The organism is Streptomyces thioluteus (assembly GCF_039535865.1).
This window is the reverse complement of sequence record NZ_BAAAXZ010000055.1, coordinates 1-16,792: the sequence shown is the minus strand read 5'-3', so window position 1 is coordinate 16,792 and position 16,792 is coordinate 1. Positions and strand designations below refer to the sequence as shown.

Here is a 16,792-nt window from a genome sequence, read left to right as displayed (position 1 = left end):
TGCTGGAGGATGGACGGTCCGGCCTGCCGGTCGGAGACCCAGTGGGCGCTGACCGGGGCGCCGGCGGCGAGCAGTTCCTCGATCACCACATAGCGGTCCAGGAACCCGCGGCCCGCACCGCCGTACTCGGTGGGCAGGGCCATGCCGACCCAGCCGCGCCCGGCGAGGCGGCGGCTGAAGCCGGGGTCCCAGCCGGCCAGCCAGGAGTCGGGGCGGCCGAGCACGGTGCCGCGGGCGCGCTCCTCGTCGACGAAGGCGCGGACCTCGGCGCGGAGCCTGCGGGCCGATTCGGGCAGGGCGACATCGGGGAATGCGATCGGTGAAAGCGTCGGGGTCGGTGAAGGCGTCGAAGGCGACATGGCTCATTCGCTCCCGGGTCGGTGAATTGGTTGATGCATTTCTTGCGTCACGGAGCTGCGTTACGGAGCTTCGTGACGGACAATCGGTCAGCCCGTGGGGTGCAGCAGGGAAGGGTCGAAGCCGGCTTCCGGCGGAGCACCTCGTCGGTGTGCTGGCCGATGCCCGGGCAGGGCCGCAGCTCAGGTTCCGGGTCGGCCGAGTAAGCGCACCGGGCGGCCGATGACCCGGTAGCGGCCCATCGGTGGGGTGTTCGGCTCGTACAGCAGGCCGCCCTCTCGGGCGTAGGCGCTGGTGGCGGCGGAAGGCCAGGTCGAGCACGGGGCGCGGCGGCGATGCCCGCCCGGTCGCCAGAACGCCTGCCACTCGGCGTTGGTGTGCCGCAACGTCAGCCCTGCGAGCAGCGGATAGAACGCGTCGGCGTTGCGGGCCGCGGTCGGGGCCGGTGGAGAAGCGCGGGTCGGCGGCCCAGTTCGGGGCGGCCCACGAAGGCGGTGAAGTCCCGCCAGTTGCGGTCGCTGTGCGGCAGGATGCACATCCAGCCGTCGGCGGTGCGCAGGGCTCGGCGCTGCGGGCTGAGCGAGCGGGCCGAGCCGAAGGCTCCGTCGGCCTCCAGGCGGCCGCTCCCAGGTGCTCGGACCAGGTTGAAGGCGAGCATGGTTGTCGGCCATCGGGACCTCGATGTGCTGTCCGGTGCCACCGTGCTCCCGGTAGTGCAGCGCGGCCAGTACCGACTGGGCGATCTGCATGCCGCAGATCTTGTCGGCGAGGACGGTGGGAACGTAGTGCGGTTGGCCGGAGACCTGGTGGTTGAGCCAGACCAGGCCGCTGGCCGCCTGGATGATGTCGTCGTAGGCGGCGTGCGTGCCGTAACGGCTGTCGCTGCGGAAGCCCTGCGGCATTGCGTAGATCAGGCCGGGGTTGACGGCCGCGGCCTCGTCGTAGCCGAGGCGGAGCTTCTGCAGGGCCTGCGGACGCAGGTTGGTGATGAAGACGTCGGCGGTTGCGCAGCAGGGCGAGCAGGGCGTCGCGGCGTGCGGGGGTCAGCTTCTGAGGTCGATGGCGGCGCTGCGCTGTGTTGCGGTTCAGGTTGATGTGCCGGGCCGCCCATGCCGGGGTGGCGCCGCGGCGGGTAGTGGCGCGTCATGTCGCCCGTGGGCGGCTCGACCTTGATCACGTCCGCGCCCAGGTCACCGAGTTCCTTGGCGGCGTACGGGGCCATGATCACGCCGGCCAGTTCGATGACGCGGACTCCGGCGAGGAGTCCGCGGCCGGACGGCCGCTCGGCTTCTCGGACATCTTGCGGTGCCTCCTGGGGAGTTGGGGTATCGGATGGGGCGGGCGAACGGAGGTGCGTGGACCGCGGCAGTGGCGGTCCCGGAGAAGTGGCCTAGCGCCACTGGAGCGCGGCGGACCCGAGCGGGGAACGCCGGCCGGGCTGGGGGACCGTGCGCACCCGCTGTACGCGAACGGTGTCGCCGGTTCGAGTGAGCGGGCCGAAGTCGGTCTCGGCGGTCGACAGCGCGGCGAACGGCGTGCGCCCGGCCGGGGCAGGTCGAGTACGTCCTCCCGTGCGAGCAGCCCGAGTTCCTGCACCCAGTGGCAGACGCCGGCCAAGGTCACGCGGATCCGCCAGCGAGCCGCCCTCGGTCGCACGCCGGCGCAGGACCGTTTGCCACGGCGGCGGCCCCGAGGTAGGCGAGCCGAGGTAGTCGTTGAGCAGGTACGTCGGCGGCAGCGACGGCCGGTCGTGTCCACTCCTCGATGGCGAATCCGGTTGCCGAGCAGGCGAGTTGGTCGAACCCGCCGCGTTCGCCCCAGGGTCCTTCGGCGCCCCAGGCGTGGTATTCGAGGGTGATGAGTCCGGGGCGGCGCCGGACGAGTTCCTCGGTCTGCGCCCCGTGCCGGGCAAGTCCCCGGTAGGCGTGCACGAAGACGTCGCGGCCTGGAGCGCGTCCTGGAAGGCCGCACGGTCGTGATCGTCGCGCAGGTCGCAGTAGGCATTGCGCTTGCGCCACCCGGTCATCGCGATCATCGGGATCGGGTCGGGGCGGGTCGGGACGCGACAAGTGCAGGACGTCGGCGCCGAACTGGGCGAGGAGCCGGGCCGCGACGGGACCCGCGATGACATGGGTGAGATCGAGCACCCGTACGCCCGCGAGCGCCTCATCGGCCTCACCGATCGGCTCCAGCGGCCGGACCGGTTCCGTCACCGACGCGTTCGATCTCGACGACCGACGCCGGGCCACGTACCGCCCGGCGGGGTGCGCGAGCCACTCGTCGCGGGTGCGCACGACGCAGGCGACGCCACCCGCGCGCAGATGGCCTCCTCCAGCGTGAAGGCGTCCCGGTCGGCCGTGGCCTGCGCGATCCCCACCTTGTCGAACCCGCACCCGAGCACGGAGCAGACCGCGGTCCCGCAGATGCGGATAGGTGGTGATGAGGAGATCCACCGGCCGTCGCGCGCCCGGTAGAAGTCGTTAGTTTGCCCACGAGCAGCGTCGGATCGTCGAGGAGAGGCGCCGATCGGGCGCCCCGAGAGCGTCGTGTGATACGTGGCCATGAGCTGGTCGATCGCGGCCCCGGCCTGCAACTCCACCCTCTGGTGGCGGGTGACCGCGCTGTTCGCCGAGCGCCGCCGTCTGCCGCCCGAAGACACGATCGCGGCGGACATGGCATCGCGAGGCGGTGCACCGAGGGCACCAGGGGATCGGCTCCGACGACGGTGATGTCCTCGGCTCCCCGGCCGGATCGGGTCGCCGAGGGTGTGGCAGCAGCCGGGAGAGCATCTCGCGACAGAAGGCGGCGAGCTCGTCCCGGTCGTGGTCAGCGTGTGCGAAGTCATGCCGGGATGCTCGTTCCCGGCGCTGCACGAGCGCCCGGATTCACGGATATCCGTGAATCGATGCGGATGTCACATCCGCATACTCCTGGATGTGCGCGAGCAGCCGGGCCGCCGCCCGGTCCAGGAACAGCCGTTCCGAGCGGCCGCGACGCCGGTGCGTCAGAACGAGGGCGCCCGTGACGACGGGGCCGTCGGTGACGGGGATCGCGAGCGCGCTGACCTCGGGATCGGCCAGACCCTCGCTGCGGCTGATGCGCGACGCGCGGATCGCCGGAAGAGCGCGGCGGAACTCCGCGACCGCCTCGGGGTCATGGCGGGCGAGCTCGTCGAGCAGCCCGTGGCGCTCCGCCTCGTCGGTGAAGGCCAGCAGCAGCCGGCCCGCGGCGGTGCGCAGCAGCGGCCGGGCCATGTGCTCGTCGGCAAGCGGCAGGAGGCGGGGGATCTCGTCCTCGCCGCCGCGCGCGAGGTGCACGGCGTCGAGCCCCACCCGCACCGTGAGCAGCACCGGGGTACCCGCGACGCGGCTCAGTTCGTTGAGCTCGGCCTGACCGATCCGCGGGACGACCCGGCCCGCGATGAGGTTGAGTACATGCGGGGCGGGCCCGAGCCCGAAGCGCCCATGGTGTTCCAGCAGAAAGCCGGTCGCGGCAAGGCCGTTGACCAGGTCCTGCACCGAGCTCGCCGGCGCCCCGACCGTCCGCGCCAACTCGGCCACGGTCGCCCCGCCCGGCTCCCGCGCGGCGGCCTCCAGGATCCCCGCGACCCGGTCCACCGTACGGTGACGCCGCCGTCGGCCGTGCTCGCTCATCCCGCCCCACCTTGTCCTTCTTGTACGCCGCCGGCCACTGGCGCCGACACGGCCCGTCGATCCTTTCCCGCACCGCCCCGAGGGGCAAGCCGTCCCCGGCCCCGTCGAGTCCCTTGCCGCGGACACGCAGGCCGCCTTGACGGAACAGGACATTCCGATCGAGGGCCCACATGAGCCAGCGCCTTCGGCGTCCGAGGGGACGACGGGTGAATCTGCGGTGTCCCGTAGGTTCACCCCCATGGAACCGGAACCCCACGGCAGCATCACCGTCGCCCGCGCCCTCGAACTCCCCGCCCTGCGGCGGGGGCTGCCCGAGGTGATGGCCGCCGCCGGTCAACTGCACCGCCCCGTGCGCTGGGTGCACGCCGGCGAGGCCCCGCACATCGCCACCCTCCTCAAGGGCGGCGAGCTGCTGCTCACCACCGGCCTGGGCCTGGGCTCCCGCCCCGCGGAACAGCGCGCGTTCGTCCGCGGGCTGGCCGAACGGGACATCGCGGCGCTGGTCGTGGAGCTCGGGGCGCGCTTCCGTACGCTGCCGGCGGCGGTGGTCGACACCGCGCACTCGTGCGGCCTGCCGCTCGTGCAGCTGCACCGGGAGGTGCCGTTCGTCGCGGTGACCGAGGAGATCCACACCGAGCTGGTCAACGAGCACTACGCGGTGCTGCGGCGCGCGGAGGAGCTCCACGACCGGTGCACCCGGGCGCTGCTGGACGGCGGCGGGGTGCCCGAGGTGCTGCGGCTGCTCGCCGGCTTCGCCGGCAACCCCGTCTTCGTGGAGACCTCCGACGGGCGGCTCCTCTACGCGGCCGGGCCCGACCCCGCGCCGCCCGGGGCGGCCGAGCCGCTCCAGGTCTGGGACGGGCTGCGCGAGGCCCTTCCCGAAGGCCGGGTGGAGGTCCCGATACCCGGGCGGGGGCCGGGGGCCCCGCGTGCCCGGCTGGTCGTCCTCCCGGTCAACGGCCCGGCGGCGCCCGTCCACCGGATCGCCGCCGACCGCACGGCCGCGCTGCTGGCCGTCGTCCTCCTCCAGGCCCGCCAGGAGGAGGAGCTCGCCGCCCGGGGGCGCGGCGACTTCCTCACCGACCTCGCCGAGGACCGGATCGACCCGGCCGACGCCCCCGCCCAGGCCCGCGTCCTGGGCTTCCGCCCCGGCCCCGGACCGCTGCTGCCGGTGATGCTCAAGCTGCCCTGCCAGGAGGCCGGTTGGGCGGCGCTGGCCTGCGCGGTCCAGGAGGAGCTGACGGCGGTGGGCGTGCCGGTGCTGCCGGGCGTCCGGCTGCCGGAGGGGCGCGTGCCGCTGCTGGCCGCGCTGCGCTCCGCGGCGGACCGGCCCGCGGTCGCCGACCGGGTGGCCGCGGCGCTGCGCGCGGCCACCCGGCGGGTACGGACACGGCGCGCCCCCGTGGTGGTCGTGGGCACCCCCACGGACTGGGCGTCGGCCGGGGCGGGCCTGCGGCACGCCGCCGAGGCGGCGGAGGCGGCCTCCGGCCTCCCTGACCGTCCTTGGCACGACGTACGGGCGCTCGACGTCGACCTGCTGCTGTGGCGCCTGCGGGCCGGGGACGACCTGCCCGCCTTCGTGGACCGGGCCCTCGGCCCGCTCCTCGCCCACGACGGCTCCGCGCGGGCGGAGTTGCTGCCCACGCTGGACACGTATCTGCGCCATGCCGGCCGCAAGGCGGAGACGGCACGGGCGCTGCACGTCAACCGTCAGACGCTGTACGACCGGCTGGCGCGGGTCGGCTCGCTCCTGGGCGTGGATCTGGACGATCCGGATGCGCGGTTGGCGCTGGGGCTGGCGTTGCGGGCGCGGCGGGTGGTGGGAGGGTGAGGTTTGCCCCGGTCCCGCCCTTTCACCGTTTCCTCCGGGGCTCCGCCCCGGGGCCCGGCACCGCGCTCCGCGCGGTGGGCGGGGGCTGCGCCCCCTGCACCCCTGCTCCGGGGCTCCGCCCCGGACCCCGTATCGCGGCTCCGCCGCTCGTCCTCAAACGCCGGACAGGCTGAATCAGCCCGCTGGGGGTGCCCCCTCTGGGGGAGCTTGAGGACAACCACGCGAAGCGCGGTTGCAGGGGGCCAGGGGCGCAGCCCCGGTCAGGGGTCCAGGGGGCGAAGCCCCCGGTGGGGTGCAGGGGCGAAGCCCCGCCACCGCCCGGAGGGCGGTTCGGGGCCGGGGCCCTGCCCCGGGAAACGGTGAAAGGGCGGGACCGGGGCACCCTCCACCGCCAGGCACCCTCCCCCACCACGCACCCTCACCGCCACCCACTCAACTCGTCATACACGCTCAGCACATGAGCCACCGCATCATCCTCCGACGGCCACTCCCCCAACCGCACCCGCCCCGCCGCCACCAACCGCTCCCGCCGCCCCGGATCCCCCAGCAGCCCGGACACCGCCCCCGCCAGCGCCCCCGCATCCCCGTACGGCACCAACTCCGCCGCGTCGCCGACCAGATCGGGCACGCCACCCACCGAGGTCGCCACCAGCGGCACCCCCGCCCGGAAGGCCTCCTGCGCCAGCAGGGAGCGCGCCTCCCAGCGGCTGGGGAGGATCGCGACGTCCGCGGCGGCCAGCAGCTGCGGGACGTCGTCGCGCCGGCCGACGAGGCGGACGGGCAGGCCCTCGTCCTCGATCCGCCGTTGCAGCGCACCTCGTTCGGGGCCCTCGCCGGCGACGACGAGCAGCGGCTCGGGGTCCAGGGCGCACCAGGCGCGCGCGGCGTCCAGCAGTGGCCCGTACCCCTGCTCCGCCTCCAGCCGCCCGACGGCGAGGAGCAACGGGCGTCCCATCACGCCCAGTTCGGCGAGGAGCTTGTCCCGGGGGACGTCGTCGTCCGCGTCCGCGACCGGCCAGGGCGCCCCCGGCCCCGGCAGCGCCACCGACGTCAGCCGCGCGTCCCGCGCGCCGCGCAGCCGGGCCTGGTCCACCAGGTCCGGGGAGGGCGCCAGCACGACCGCGGCGCCGCGCGCGGCGCGCCGTTCCATGAGGCGGACGACATGGGCCCGGGCGCCCGCCGCGCACACCCGCCGGTGCCAGGTGACCACCAGCGGCGTGGCGCGCCCGCGCAGCGCGAGCGCCGCGAGCACGCCCCAGCGGAGGCCATGCGCGTGGACGACGTCCGCGTCCGCGCTCGCCGCGCGGATCCCGGCGACCACGAGCGCGTCCGTCCCGGCCGGCAACGCCTCGAACGCGGCGCCCGTACCGGCGAATCCGTACCGCGCCTCGGTGCACCCGGCCGCGCAGACCGTCACCCGCAGACCGCGCGCGACCAGCCCGGCCGCCAGCGACCGCACATGGGCGCCGCTGCCCCCGCTCCCGCCGCCCAGGACCTGGACGGCGTGCAGGGGCGGCCGGCCGTGGGACGTGCCGGGTGTGCTGCTCACGCGGGAGGGACTCCTGAGTCGGCCGATGCTGAGGGGAGGGGCAGCCGGCCGAACGCCAACGGCGCGGTGCCGAGCCCAGGATGCCAGCCGCCACCGACATCCACGCACCACCGCTCCGCGCGCGGCCCGCCCTGTCTCGCCCGCAGATCTGTGGATTCACCCGGTTTGGGGATTACGGGTCATTGGCCCAAGGTGTCCCCGACCGCGCCCTCACCGTCCCGTGCGCGCCGCCTCCAGCAGCTCCTCCGCGTGGGCGCGGGCCAGTTGGGAGTCCTCCTGCCCCGCCAGCATCCGGGACAGCTCGCGCACCCGGTCCTCGCCCTCCATGGCCTTGACCCCGCTGCGGGTCACCGAGCCCTCGTGGGTCTTCTCCACGACGAGGTGCCGGTCGGCGAACGCGGCCACCTGCGGCAGGTGCGTGACGACCACGACCTGCGCGGTCCGGGCCAGCCGTGCCAGCCGGCGGCCCACCTCGACGGCGGCCCGCCCGCCGACGCCCGCGTCGACCTCGTCGAAGAGGTACGTCGGCACGGGGTCGGAGCCCGCGAACACCACCTCCACGGCCAGCATGACGCGGGAGAGTTCGCCCCCGGAGGCGCCCTTGGCGATGGGCCGGGGCTGGGCGCCGGGATGCGGGGTGAGCAGCAGCTCGACGTCGTCGGCGCCGTGCGGCCCGAAGGTGACGGCGCGCCCGCCGACCTCGATGCCCGACTCCTCGTCGTCCGTCGCGTGCTGCCGGATCGCGAAGGAGACCCGCGCGTGCGGCATCGCCAGCTCCGCGAGCTCGGCCGTGACGGCCTCGGCGAACCGCCCCGCCGCCTCGGCGCGGGCGTCGCTCAGCTCCTGTGCCAGCGCGCCGAGTTCGGCGCGCAGCACGTCCCGCTCGGCGGTGAGTTCCGCGATCCGCTCGTCGTCGCCCTCCAGCTCGCCCAGCCGCTCGGCGCCCCGCTCGGCCCAGGCGAGCACGCCCGTGATGTCCTCGCCGTACTTGCGCGTCAGGTGCGTCAGTGCCGCGCGCCGCTCCTCGACGACGGCCAGCCGGCGCGGATCGGCGTCCAGCCCGGAGGCGTACCCGGCGAGTTCGCCGGCCACGTCGGCCACCAGGATGCCGATCTCGCCGATCCGCTCGGCGAGGGCGGCGAGGGCCGGGTCGTGGGAGCGCACGGCCTCCAGCGCCCGGTGGGCGCCGGCGACCAGGGAGGAGGCCTCCACGCCCTCGGGGTCCTCCGGGTCGCCGGCCAGCGCCGCGTGGGCGGCGGTGGCGGCGGAGGAGAGGGACTCGGCGTGGCCCAGCCGCTCGGCCTCGGCGGCCAGTTCGGCGTCCTCGCCGGGGAGCGGCTCGGCGGCGGCGACCTCGTCGAGGCCGAAGCGCAGCAGGTCCGCCTCCTGGGCCCGCTCGCGGGCGCGGGTGGTCAGCTCGTCCAGCCCGGCGGCGACGGCCCGCAGCCGGCGGTAGGCGTCGGCGTACTTGGCGAGCGGCGCGGCCACCGCGCCGCCCGCGTACCGGTCGAGGGCCTCGCGCTGCCGCGCCGGGCGCAGCAGCCCCTGCTGGTCGGTCTGGCCGTGCACGGCGACGAGGTCGTCGGCGAGCTCGCCGAGCAGTCCGACGGGCACGCTCCGGCCGCCGAGGTGGGCCCGGGAGCGCCCCTCGGCGGAGAGCGTCCGGCTGACGAGCAGCGTGCCGTCGTCGAGCTCGGCGCCCGCCTCCTCGGCGCGCACGGCCGCGGGCGACCGGCGGTCGACGGCGATCCGCCCCTCGACCACCGCCGCCTTGGCGCCGACCCGCACCAGCGCGGGGTCGGCCCGGCCGCCGAGCAGCAGCCCGAGGCTGGTGACAACCATGGTCTTGCCGGCGCCGGTCTCGCCGGTCACCGCGGTGAAACCGGGTGACAGCTCGACCACCGCGTCATCGATGACGCCCAAGGACCGGATCCGCATCTCCTCCAACACGGATACGACCATACGAGGTTCCGGGGCCCCCTCGCGACGGCCGCCCCCCGGCCCGGTCCCCCGGGGAGAGCCTGGGGAGAGCCTGGGGAGAGCCTGGGGAGAACCCCACCACCGGTCCGGGTGATGGCCGCATGGTGCCCTGGCACCCCCTCCGACCAGGCTGGACGCATGAGCGCACCCACCCGTCGCACGGCCGTCGTCCTGCTGGCCACGGCCCTCTCCCTGACCACCTCCGCCTGCGGGGACGCGGTGGCGTCCCCGGCGGCCGGACTCGACGGCGTGTGGCGCTCGGACGGCTACGGGACGGTCGTCCGGGTCACGGACGGCGGACGGCACCTGAGCACCTGGGAGACCACCGCGATCAGCTGCCTGCCCGGGGCGCCGGACGCGAAGGGGGACGGCACCGGCCGCTTCACCGACGGGGAGGGCTCCGGGCTGACGCTCTCCCCCGACGGCCCGGGCCGGCTGCGGATGGCCTTCGACGAGAGCGTCGGCCACCGCGTCCTGCGCCGGACCGGCGCGCTGCCGGCGGGCTGCGACGGGAAGCGGCGGAAGGACCCCCGCCGGGTCTTCGACGTCTTCTGGCAGACCTACGCCGAGAACTACCCCTTCTTCGCCGCCCACGGCGTCGACTGGCGGGCCGTACGCGACCGCTACCGCCCCCGGGTCACCGCGCACACGGGCGACGACGAGCTGTTCGCGATCCTCCGGGAGATGATCGAGCCGCTGCACGACGGGCACACGAGCATCACGGCCGGGGAGGACCGGCTCTTCGGCGGCCACCGCGCCGACACGTCCATGCCCACGCGGGAGTCCATCGCCCGGACCGACAAGGCGGTCGCCGAGGCCGTCGGCGTGCCGCTGCGCAGCTGGGCGCAGGGCGCGGTCTCCTACGCGGACCTGCCCGACGGGACGGGGTACCTGCGCATCACCCGCTTCACCCGCTTCGCCGCGCAGGGCGGCCCGGCGGCGGACGAGGCGGAGCTCGACCGCGCCCTGGACGCGATCCTCACGTCCTCCCGCGTCCGGTCCCTGCGCGGCCTGGTCCTCGACCTCCGCTTCAACGGCGGCGGTTCGGACCGGCTGGGCATCCGCGTCGCGGAACGCCTCACGGACCGCCCGTACGTCGCGTACCTCAAGCACGCCCGCTCCGACCCCCGGGACGCCCGGCGCTTCACCCCCGAGGTCCCCGTACGCGTGAACCCGCACGACGGCCCGGTGTACACCGGCCCCCTGGCGGTCCTGACCGGCCGGCTGACGATCAGCGCGGGCGAGACGGCCACGCAGGCGCTGATGCCGCGTACGCCGGCGCCGGTCCGCATCGGCGAGAACACGCAGGGCTCGTTCTCGGACGTCCTGGAACGTTCCCTGCCGAACGGCTGGCGGTTCGGCCTGCCGAACGAGGAGTTCATGACACCGACGGCGGACCGGCGGACGTACGACGTGGCGGGCATTCCGCCGGATGTACGGGTTCCGGTCTTCACGGAGGAGGAGTTCGCGGCCCACCGCGACTCGGCGCTGGCCAAGGCACGTCGTCTTCTGACGGCTCAAGCGCCGGACGGGCTATTCAGCCCGTCCGGCGCTTGAGGACACCTGCGCGGAGCGCAAGGAAACGGTGAAAGGGCGGGACAGGGGCACAACTCCCCCACAGGGGCGCCTAGTGCGGAGCGCCCCGCCACCCCGCCACCGGCAACGCGAACTTCGCGACCAACCGGTCCGTGAACGACGCATGATGCAGCCGCGCCAACCGAACCGGCACCGCCCCCCTCCGCACCTCCACCCGCGCCCCCGCCGGCAGCTCCACGCTCCGCCGCCCGTCGCACCAGAGCACCCCGTTCGGCGTCTGCGGCTGCACCTCCACCGCCAGCACCGAGTCCGGCGCCGTCACCAGCGGCTTGGCGAAGAGCGCATGGGCGCTGATGGGCACCATCAGCAACGCCTCCACCTCCGGCCACACCACCGGCCCGCCCGCCGAGAAGGCGTACGCCGTCGAGCCGGTCGGCGTCGCGCACACGACACCGTCGCCGCCGAAGCGCGAGACGGGCCGCCCGTCCACCTCCGTGACGACCTCGATCACCCGCTCCCGCGCCGCCTTCTCCACCGACGCCTCGTTGAGCGCCCAGTCCGTGTGCACGACGTGGCCGTCCGTGCGGACGAGGACGTCGAGGGTCATGCGCTCCTCGACCTCGTACTCCCGGGTGACCACCCGGTCCACGACCTTGTCGAGGTCGTCGCGCTCCGCCTCCGCGAGGAAGCCGACGCGGCCGAGGTTGACCCCGAGCATCGGCACCCCGGAGACCCGGGCGAACTCCGCGCCGCGGAGCAGCGTCCCGTCACCCCCGAGGACGACGAGCAGCTCGCAGCCCTCCAGCACGTCCGGGTGGTCCGGGCCGGCCTCCACCCGTTCGACGGAGGACGGCAGCGGCAGGTCGGCGGCTTCCTCGGCCAGCACCCGGACGCCGATGCCGCAGCGCAGCAGCCCCTGGACGACGAGTTCGGCGCTGCGGACGGCCGCCGGGCGCCCGGTGTGCGCGAGCAGGAAGACGGTACGTCCGTCCGTCGCTGTCGCTGTCGCTTCTGTAGTGGTCAACGAGGCCCCTCCGCCACTGCACGGTCAACGTCCGCCGGGTCCAGTTCGGGCGCACCGGCGCGCAGCCACAGAAAGTACTCGACGTTGCCCGAAGGACCGGGCAGCGGGCTGGCGGTGACGCCGAGAACGCCGAGCCCCAGCCCGGCGGCGCGGCGCGCGACCTCCTTCACGGCCTCGGCGCGCAGCTCGGGGCTGCGCACCACGCCGCCGCTGCCGAGCCGTTCCTTGCCGACCTCGAACTGCGGCTTGACCATCATCACCAGGTCGGCGCCGGGCGCGGTGCAGGCCGCGAGGGCGGGCAGGACGAGGCCGAGCGGGATGAAGGAGAGGTCGCCGACGACGAGGTCGACCGGCTGCCCGTCGATCTGCTCCAGCGTCAGCTCGCGGACGTTCGTACGGTCCTTGACGGTGACGCGCTCGTCGCTCTGCAGGGACCAGGCGAGCTGCCCGTAGCCGACGTCGACGGCGACGACGTGCGCGGCGCCGGCGCGCAGCAGCACGTCGGTGAAGCCACCGGTCGAGGCCCCGGCGTCGAGGGCGCGCCGGCCCTCGACCTTCAGCCCCTGCGGGACGAACGCGGCGAGCGCGCCGGCCAGCTTGTGCCCGCCCCGGGAGACGTAGTCCGGGTCGCTGTCGTCCTGGACGACGACGAGCGCGGCACTGGTCTCCACCTGGGTGGCGGCCTTGCTGGCCGTCGCGCCCCCGACGGTCACCCGGCCCGCGGCGATCAGCTGGCTCGCGTGCTCCCGCGAGCGGGCCAGCTTCCGGCGCACCAGCTCAGCGTCGAGTCGTCGGCGGGTCACGGCCACGTGCGGTTCAGCTCCTGTTGTCGAGTGCGGCGAGGACGTCCTTCAGCCCTCGGTGTACATCCTCGTACACCGCGAGGTGACCGTCCGCGTCGAGGTGGTCGGCGTCCGCGAGCCGTTCGAGGCGGGCATCCACCTCGGGGTGCCCCGTGGGGGCCCGGTCGATGTCGGTCATGCACTCCGACGCTACCACCGGAACGGGTGTCGCCGGTGTTCGCCCCGGCCGGTGTACCGTCCAGTGCGATGGCGACGATCGAGAGTGCCGCGAGGCGCGTCGACAGGACTGGCGGAGAACCTCGCGGGAGCGCGAACAGAAGAGGCCCTGCGCGGGCGCGCCGATGCGACCGCTCCCTGAGCTGCCGGGTGACGGACTTGGACGTGACCTTCGTGGGCGACCTGCGGGAGGGCCACATCAAGGAGGTACCGTGCAGGTCCCGGTATGGAGCGCCGGAGCGGCGGGCGGAGATCGCGCTGGAGATGACCGGGACGAGCCTGGTGGCCTGGTGACGGCCGGCTGTAACTTCGCGCGGGCATCGGCGACGCGCGGGCGGGTGCGGCGGCTGAAGAGGCGGGCAGTGCGGGATGTGCTGCGCCGGTGGGATGCGAGGAGCGATCCTGTAGCCGGTCTCCTTCACCCCGCCCTTTCACCGTTCCCCCGGGGCTTCGCCCCTCGGCCCGCAATGCGCTGCGCCGCATTGGCCTGCTCGCCCCTGGACCCCTGAAACCGCGCTCCGCGCGTTGTCCTCAGCGCCGGACGAGGCTGAAGTGCAGGCCCGTCCGGCCCACACACACACCCTACACGAACTTTTGAGACAGCGCCCGCAGGGCGCTGTCGGGGCAGCGCAGCCCCGTCAGGGGTCCAGGGGGCGCCGAAAGGCCGCCCGGTGGTGGGTGCAGGGGCAAAGCCCGCCCACCCGCGCGGAGTCACGCCCCTCCAGCCGCCCGCGCGCGGTGGGTCGGGGTCGCGCAGGGGCGCAGCCCCTGCGAAACGGATTAGGGCGGACACGGGGCACCCTACACGAAACCGCCCCGCGCCCGCACCTTCCGCGCAACGCCGGCACCACCAACGGCGTCCCCGTCTGCGATCGTCGTGTCATCGCGCACCGCAACCCGAACGACCCGCTGTGCGAGAGCCCGAGAGCGGAGCCGACGTCACACAAGGGGTCCCCGCGTCGCCCCCTCCGCCATCACCCCTTTTTTCGTTCCGCATCGCGATCGAGATGCGTCGCGTACACGGCGCCGCACGTGGTTCAGGTCGCTTGGAGCACGGCCACCAGCGTCCGGCCCCTGCTCCTCTGTGCAGCTCCGCGCACAGGTCGAGTGGACCTCGATCTGGTGCTGGAAGGAGGATGGATGCAGGTAGGTCGTCCTGAAAGGGGCGGTGCGTGGAGCTGGAGTCGAGCAGCGCGTCCGCTGGGCGAGGGCCATCGCGATACCACAGATGCCCGCGGCGCTGTCCGCCCGACAGCTCGTCGACGTACGCTCGGCGAGCGCGCGACCCCCGTCGACTCCATGGACTCCTGGACGACGCGTCGAGTCTCCGGGACCACGCCGCAGCAGCCCCTGGTGCGGTAGCGCCCAGCGGGCGACGAGGTCGGCGACGGTGATCCCGCGTCCGGCGACCGGCACGACTGCTGGCATGCAGCCCGAGCAATGCGGCCACCTTCTTCCGCCGGGTACGACCGATCGCCTGCCCGCCGAGCAGCACGGACCGGTCTCCGGCTTGAGCAGCCGGGACTAGCGCCCGCAACACGCGTGGACTTCTTGCCGCACGCGTTGGGGCCGACGATGACGGTTGAAGAGTTGTCGGATCTCGACCGAGAGGTCCCTCCGCGATGACCCGCCGGTCGTAGGCGAGGGTGACGGAGTCGGCTTCAGCGCTCATGCTGAGTCTCCTTAGTCGTACCGTCGTAACGTCGAAACGTTGCGCACACATCGTCATATCGCCCAGAGCAAGGTACAAAGACGCGTGGCACATAAATGGCTGGGGAGGTAGGAAGGTGGCAGGCGCAGTGCGCGTGAGATGACTGCGGGAACACACGTGTGTCAGATAGCAGGCCCCAAGCATCCCCGTGCGCACACCCACCGGCAGCTGATCCGCCCCGAAGAGCCGCTGCTGCGCCCAGTCGCGGTGACCAGCACGAGCGCCGCCCCGTACAGCGGAGAGTGCCACCAGGCTAGGGCCGGGCGACCGGGTCAGCCGCCGGGCGATCTGCGGCCGCGGAGAGCGCGACGAAGGCGATCGGCCCGGCGGCCGCCGTCGCACCGGCGGCGAGCAGCACCGCGCAGGTCAGCGCCGTCAGCCGGGTCCGCTCGACGCGTACGCCGAGCGGCAGTCGCCGCGTCCTCGCCCATCTCCAGCATCCGCAGGCCGCGGCCATGTCCGAGGAGGACGGGGACGAGCACGGCGCAGACGCACAGCAGCGCCACACCTGGCTCCAGTCACGGCCGTTGAGGGAGCCGACCATCCACAGCGTGGCGCGCGCGGCGTCGGTGAGGTTCGCCTTGGTGAGCAGGTAGCCGATGACCGAGACGAGGATCGCGGACGTCGCGATGCCGACGAGGACGAACCGGTTGCCGTGCACGCCCTTCGCCACGCCAGCAGATAGATCGCGGCGCCGTGTGAGCAGCCCGCCCGCCAGCGCCCCGTGCGCGACGGCCGCCTGGTCGCCCTGGAAGAGGACGATGACAGCAGCGCCCCGACCGTCGAGCCCTGCCCGAGGCCGAGCACGTCCGGGCTGCCCAGCGGGTTGCGGGAGACGGACTGGAAGACGGCGCCGGACAGCGCGAGGGAGGCGCCGACGAGACAGCGCCACAGCACCCGCGGCAGGCGCAGCTCGTTGACGATGAACTCCTGGGCCACCGTGCCGCCGCCGGTCAGTGTCCGGGTCACCTCGGCGGGCGAGAGCGGGTAGTCGCCGGTGCCGATGAGCACGACGGAGACGGCCAGCGCCACGGCCACCAGCAGCAGGACGACGAGCACGGCCCTGGCCTCGACCCGTACGGACAGCCCTCGGGTACGCAGCACGCTCACAGCTGGGCCATCCTTCGGCGCCTGATCAGGTGGATGAACACCGGCCCGCCCACCAGCGCCGTGACGACGCCGACCTGGAGCTCGGAGGGACGGGCCACGACACGGCCGAGGACGTCCGTGGCGAGCAGCAGGACGGGCGCGAGGACCGCCGCGTAGGGCAGGACCCAGCGCAGGTCGGGCCCGGTAAAGGAGCGGACGGCGTGCGGCACCATCAGGCCGACGAAGACGAGGGGCCCGCAGGCGGCGGTCGCCGCGCCGCACAACAGGGTGACGGCGGCGAGGCCCAGGACCCTGGTGGTCGTCAGCCGGGTGCCCAGCGCCCGCGCCTGGTCGTCGCCGCGGGCCATGGCGTTGAGCGCCGGGCGCGAGCGCCAGGGCGAGTACGACGCCGACGCCGATGAAGGGCGCCACCTGCCCGACCACGGTCGCGTTCGCGGAGGCCAGGGAGCCGACCGTCCAGAACCGCATCCGGTCCAGGGCGGCGGAGTCGGTGAGTTCGACGGCGTACACATAGCCGTTGAGCACGGCGGTGACGGCGGTGCCCCGCCAGGGGCGAGGCGCACGGCGTGGCGCCCCGCTGCCGCCCAGCGCGTCAGACGACCACCGACACGACGGCCGCGCCGAGGAACGCGAACCACACGTACCCGGTGAAGCGAGGTGACGCCGAGGAAGCTGATGCACCGAGACGACGGCGCGCCGCGGCGCCGCGCTGATGCCGAAGCAGGCCGGGGTGTGGCGAGGGTGGTTGCGGGTGAGGGCCTGCATCACGAGCTCCGCGAGGCCGAGCGCGCGCGCCCGTCAGCAGCCCGAGGAGGGTGCGGGGGCGCGGACGTCACGGACGACGACGTCCGTCTCGGTGCCGGAGTAGTGGAACAGCCGGTGCCAGACCTGGTCCGGGGGAACCTGTTTGGCGCCGACGGCGAACGAGGCCGCCCACGACGAGCAGCAGGAGTCCGGAGGAGACGAACAGTCCCGCGACGCGCCTGGCGTTCCGGCGGGGCGCCGCCTCGGGGGCGGTGCCC

General features: G+C 74.3%; 14 protein-coding genes and 3 pseudogenes. 3 read left to right on the top strand and 14 right to left on the bottom strand.

All coding sequences use genetic code 11. The features are described 5' to 3' along the window. The 6 genes from ABD794_RS07220 to ABD794_RS07195 all read right to left on the bottom strand — a co-directional run. The coding region (locus tag ABD794_RS07220; RefSeq protein WP_344961665.1) for an acyl-CoA dehydrogenase family protein at positions 1-359 on the bottom strand (359 nt) is incomplete at its 3' end. Between the two features lie 180 nt (positions 360-539). Next, positions 540-1,322 (bottom strand): CoA transferase, encoded by a 783-nt coding sequence (locus tag ABD794_RS07215; protein WP_344961674.1) that lies wholly within the window; start codon positions 1,320-1,322, stop codon positions 540-542. Then, on the bottom strand, positions 1,268-1,726 hold the full coding sequence (locus ABD794_RS07210) for a CoA transferase (protein ID WP_425585951.1): 459 nt from the start codon (positions 1,724-1,726) through the stop codon (positions 1,268-1,270). The genes ABD794_RS07215 and ABD794_RS07210 overlap by 55 nt, the downstream gene beginning before the upstream one ends. Before the next feature lie 250 nt (positions 1,727-1,976). Beyond that, positions 1,977-2,504 carry a CoA transferase gene (locus ABD794_RS07205; protein ID WP_344961670.1) on the bottom strand — a complete coding sequence of 176 codons (528 nt, stop codon included), beginning with the start codon at positions 2,502-2,504 and terminating at the stop codon, positions 1,977-1,979. A gap of 62 nt (positions 2,505-2,566) precedes the next feature. Continuing rightward, entirely contained in the window at positions 2,567-3,031 is a 465-nt protein-coding gene (locus ABD794_RS07200; RefSeq protein WP_344961663.1) for a hypothetical protein, read from the bottom strand. A 211-nt stretch (positions 3,032-3,242) separates the two neighbouring features. Then, a complete protein-coding gene (locus tag ABD794_RS07195; protein ID WP_344961661.1) occupies positions 3,243-4,010 on the bottom strand; it encodes a helix-turn-helix domain-containing protein in 768 nt (255 codons plus the stop codon). A 238-nt stretch (positions 4,011-4,248) separates the two neighbouring features. Here ABD794_RS07195 and ABD794_RS07190 point away from each other — a divergent pair, with 238 nt between their 5' ends. Next, positions 4,249-5,841 carry a PucR family transcriptional regulator gene (locus tag ABD794_RS07190; RefSeq protein ID WP_344961659.1) on the top strand — a complete coding sequence of 531 codons (1,593 nt, stop codon included), beginning with the start codon at positions 4,249-4,251 and terminating at the stop codon, positions 5,839-5,841. A 418-nt stretch (positions 5,842-6,259) separates the two neighbouring features. Here ABD794_RS07190 and ABD794_RS07185 read toward each other — a convergent pair whose 3' ends face one another. Together ABD794_RS07185 and recN are read right to left on the bottom strand one after the other, a co-directional pair. Next, complete coding sequence (locus ABD794_RS07185) at positions 6,260-7,390, bottom strand: glycosyltransferase family 4 protein (protein ID WP_344961657.1); 1,131 nt, start codon at positions 7,388-7,390, stop codon at positions 6,260-6,262. Positions 7,391-7,600: 210 nt separating this feature from the next. Then, complete coding sequence (recN, locus tag ABD794_RS07180) at positions 7,601-9,352, bottom strand: DNA repair protein RecN (RefSeq protein ID WP_344961655.1); 1,752 nt, start codon at positions 9,350-9,352, stop codon at positions 7,601-7,603. Positions 9,353-9,508: 156 nt separating this feature from the next. On the opposite strand from recN, the gene ABD794_RS07175 reads away from it, so the two are divergent. Beyond that, the gene (locus ABD794_RS07175; RefSeq protein WP_344961653.1) at positions 9,509-10,927 is read left to right on the top strand and encodes a S41 family peptidase; all 1,419 of its coding nucleotides are present in this window, start codon (positions 9,509-9,511) and stop codon (positions 10,925-10,927) included. 70 nt (positions 10,928-10,997) lie between these two features. On the opposite strand, the gene ABD794_RS07170 is transcribed toward ABD794_RS07175, so the two are convergent. Genes ABD794_RS07170 through ABD794_RS07160 form a run of 3 tightly spaced genes read right to left on the bottom strand, consistent with a single transcriptional unit; the run spans position 10,998 to position 12,911 of the window. Then, positions 10,998-11,930 (bottom strand): NAD kinase, encoded by a 933-nt coding sequence (locus tag ABD794_RS07170; RefSeq protein ID WP_344961651.1) that lies wholly within the window; start codon positions 11,928-11,930, stop codon positions 10,998-11,000. Then, positions 11,927-12,733: a TlyA family RNA methyltransferase gene (locus ABD794_RS07165; protein ID WP_344961668.1), complete on the bottom strand. Its 807-nt coding sequence runs from the start codon at positions 12,731-12,733 to the stop codon at positions 11,927-11,929. Before ABD794_RS07165 ends, ABD794_RS07170 begins: the two co-directional genes overlap by 4 nt. Positions 12,734-12,746: 13 nt before the next feature. Then, complete coding sequence (locus ABD794_RS07160) at positions 12,747-12,911, bottom strand: hypothetical protein (RefSeq protein WP_344961676.1); 165 nt, start codon at positions 12,909-12,911, stop codon at positions 12,747-12,749. Between the two features lie 188 nt (positions 12,912-13,099). On the opposite strand from ABD794_RS07160, the gene ABD794_RS07155 reads away from it, so the two are divergent. Then, a complete protein-coding gene (locus tag ABD794_RS07155) occupies positions 13,100-13,243 on the top strand; it encodes a hypothetical protein (RefSeq protein ID WP_344961649.1) in 144 nt (47 codons plus the stop codon). A 539-nt stretch (positions 13,244-13,782) separates the two neighbouring features. Here the strand turns inward: ABD794_RS07155 and ABD794_RS18670 are convergent. The 3 pseudogenes from ABD794_RS18670 to ABD794_RS07145 all read right to left on the bottom strand — a co-directional run. Continuing rightward, positions 13,783-14,621: pseudogene (locus ABD794_RS18670) on the bottom strand (ABC transporter ATP-binding protein); the annotation flags it as partial. A 292-nt stretch (positions 14,622-14,913) separates the two neighbouring features. Next, positions 14,914-15,629: pseudogene (locus ABD794_RS07150) on the bottom strand (iron chelate uptake ABC transporter family permease subunit). A 137-nt stretch (positions 15,630-15,766) separates the two neighbouring features. Then, positions 15,767-16,792 (bottom strand): annotated as a pseudogene (locus ABD794_RS07145) (FecCD family ABC transporter permease); the annotation flags it as partial.

Excerpts from the sequence above, each read along its gene's own strand:
- ABD794_RS07200 (WP_344961663.1), bottom strand. The coding sequence starts at position 3,031 with ATGTCCGCCGCGATCGTGTCTTCGGGCGGCAGACGGCGGCGCTCGGCG.
- ABD794_RS07195 (WP_344961661.1), bottom strand. The coding sequence starts at position 4,010 with ATGAGCGAGCACGGCCGACGGCGGCGTCACCGTACGGTGGACCGGGTC.
- ABD794_RS07190 (WP_344961659.1), top strand. The coding sequence starts at position 4,249 with ATGGAACCGGAACCCCACGGCAGCATCACCGTCGCCCGCGCCCTCGAA.
- recN (WP_344961655.1), bottom strand. The coding sequence starts at position 9,352 with ATGGTCGTATCCGTGTTGGAGGAGATGCGGATCCGGTCCTTGGGCGTC.
- ABD794_RS07175 (WP_344961653.1), top strand. The coding sequence starts at position 9,509 with ATGAGCGCACCCACCCGTCGCACGGCCGTCGTCCTGCTGGCCACGGCC.
- ABD794_RS07160 (WP_344961676.1), bottom strand. The coding sequence starts at position 12,911 with ATGACCGACATCGACCGGGCCCCCACGGGGCACCCCGAGGTGGATGCC.